We start from the raw sequence: 2717 nt of genomic DNA, 5'->3' as shown, positions 1-2717 counted from the left end.
ACACCCAAGGACTCCCCGCCACCAGCATCGCCTGGGGCCTGTGGCAACACACCAGCAACCTCACCGCCCACCTCCACACCACCGACCGCGAACGGATGGCCCGGTCCAGCATCGAGGCCATGCCCACCGAGCACGCCCTCGCGCTCTTCGACGCCGCGCTCGACGAGGGCCGGCCCCTGCTGGTCGCCGCCCGGATGGCTCCCGCCGTCCTGCGCGACCACGCGAAGGCGGGGACGCTGCAGCCGGTGCTGCGCGGACTGGTGCGGGGTGCCTCGGCGCGGCGGGTGGCCGACGCCGGCGGCGAGGACGCGTCCGCGGCCGAGCAGTGGGCGCGGCGGCTCGCGGGACGTACGGCGACCGAGCAGCTGGACACGCTGGTCGAGCTCGTGCGCAGCCACGCTGCGGCCGTCCTGGGGCACGGCGCCCCGACGGCCGTGACGGACGAACTCGCCTTCAAGGAGGCTGGCTTCGACTCGCTCACCGCGGTCGAACTGCGCAACCGGCTGGGGGCGGCCGTCGGTCTGCGTCTTCCGGCGACCGTCGTCTTCGACCATCCCACACCGCGTTCGCTGGGCGAGTTCCTGCGGGGCGAGCTGGCCCCGTCGGAGGCGTCGGTGCAGCACATGCTGATCGCGGAGATCGAAAGGGTGGAAGCGGCCGTGCTGTCCGGTGCGCCCGACGACGGGACGCGGGGCCGGATCGCGGCTCGGCTGCAGGACTTCCTCTTCAAGATCGGCGAGTTCGGGGACTCGGCGTCCGCCCCGGGCCCGGACGCGGAGACGTCCTCCGATGTGACCGGGAAGATCAGCACGGCTTCGGACGAAGAGATCTTCGACTTCATCGACAACGAGTTGTGAGCCGGGCGCCGGCGACCGCCGGCGCCCGCGCGCAATCCCCGAGAACAGCATGGTGACCCGAAAGGCCCGATGTCGCATGACGAACGAGGAGAAACTCCGCGGCTACCTCAAGCGGGTCACCACGGACCTGCACCAGGCGCGCAGGCAACTCCAGGAGTTCGAGTCGAGGAAGCACGAACCCATCGCCGTCATCGGAATGGCCTGCCGCTTCCCGGGTGGCGTCGACTCACCCGAGGCGCTGTGGGAACTCGTCATGGAGGGCCGGGACGTGATCTCGGACTTCCCCGTGAACCGGGGCTGGGACGTCGACGCCCTCTACGACCCCGACCCCGACGTCCCCGGCAGGACCTACGTACGCCAGGGCGGCTTCCTGCACGACGCCGACGGCTTCGACGCCGAGTTCTTCGGCATCAGCCCACGCGAAGCCCTCGCCATGGACCCCCAGCAACGACTCCTGCTCGAAACCGCCTGGGAAGCCGTCGAACGCGCCGGAATCGACCCCACCACCCTCCACTCCACCCCCACCGGCGTGTTCACCGGAGTCATCGGGCAGGAGTACGCGTCCCTGCGCCGCCCCGGGACCGCGGGCGCCGACGGCTATCTCCTCACGGGCATCGCGACGAGTGTCGCCTCGGGCCGGGTCGCGTACAGCCTCGGACTGGAGGGGCCCGCGGTCACCGTCGACACCGCCTGCTCGTCCTCGCTCGTCGCCGTGCACCAGGCCGCGCAGGCCCTGCGCAGCGGTGAATGCGACATGGCGCTCGCCGGCGGGGTCACGGTCATGTCCGATCCGGGCGTCTTCTTCGAGTTCAGCCGTCAGCGGGGCCTCGCGCCGGACGGCCGGTGCAAGTCCTTCGCCGCGGCGGCGGACGGCACCTCGTGGAGCGAAGGCGTGGGCCTCATCCTGCTGGAGCGCCTGTCGGTGGCCGAGCGCAGCGGCCACCCCGTGCTGGCCGTGATCCGCGGCAGCGCGGTCAACCAGGACGGTGCCAGCAACGGACTGACCGCGCCGAGCGGCCCCGCACAACAGCGCGTCATCCGCGCCGCCTTGGCCAACGCCCGGCTCGCCCCCGACCAGGTCGACGCCGTCGAGGCCCACGGCACCGGCACGAAGCTGGGCGACCCCATCGAGGCCCGCGCCCTGCTCTCGACGTACGGGCAGGACCGGGGCGTGGACCGGCCGCTGTGGCTGGCGTCGGTCAAGTCGAACCTCGGGCACACGCAGGCGGCGGCGGGCGTGGCCGGCATCATCAAGATGGTCCACGCGATGGAGCACGGACTGCTGCCCAAGACCCTCCACGTCGACGAGCCGACACCCCATGTGGACTGGGAGACGGGCGCGGTGTCGCTGCTGACCGAGACGGTGCCGTGGCCCGAGACCGGGCGACCCCGCCGGGCGGCGGTGTCGTCCTTCGGTGTGAGCGGCACCAACGCCCATGTCATCCTCGAACAAGCTCCGCCGACGGAGGCCGCGCCCGCGTCACCGGTGGCCTCGGCGGGGACGGTGTACCCCTGGCTGCTGTCGGCTCGTACGCAGGACGCCCTGCGGGCGCAGGCCGCACGACTGCACGCACACGTCCAGGCCCACCCCGAACTCGCCCCGCACGACATCGCGCACGCCCTGGCCACCACCCGCGCCCACCACACCCACCGGGCGGGCATCATCGCCACCGACCGCGACGACTTCCTCCGGCAACTGAACCTCCTCGCCGAAGGCCGGCCCTCACCCGACACCCTCCACGGCACCCCCGACGGCGGACGACTGGCCTACCTCTTCTCCGGGCAGGGCTCACAACACCCCGGCATGGGACGGGAGTTGTACGAGACGCAGCCGGTGTTCGCCGACGCCCTGGACGAGAC

General features: G+C 72.1%; 1 protein-coding gene and 1 pseudogene. Both read left to right on the top strand.

Features of this window, described 5'->3' with window-relative positions:
• The coding region (locus tag ACWCPI_RS38845) for a phosphopantetheine-binding protein (RefSeq protein ID WP_451042664.1) at nt 1-857 on the top strand (857 nt) is incomplete at its 5' end.
• 76 nt (nt 858-933) lie between these two features.
• Nucleotides 934-2717: pseudogene (locus ACWCPI_RS38840) on the top strand (type I polyketide synthase); the annotation flags it as partial.

Source organism: Streptomyces sp. NPDC001920 (genome assembly GCF_053594495.1).
The sequence above is the reverse complement of the archived record's forward strand: the minus strand, read 5'-3'. Positions and strand labels throughout refer to the sequence as shown.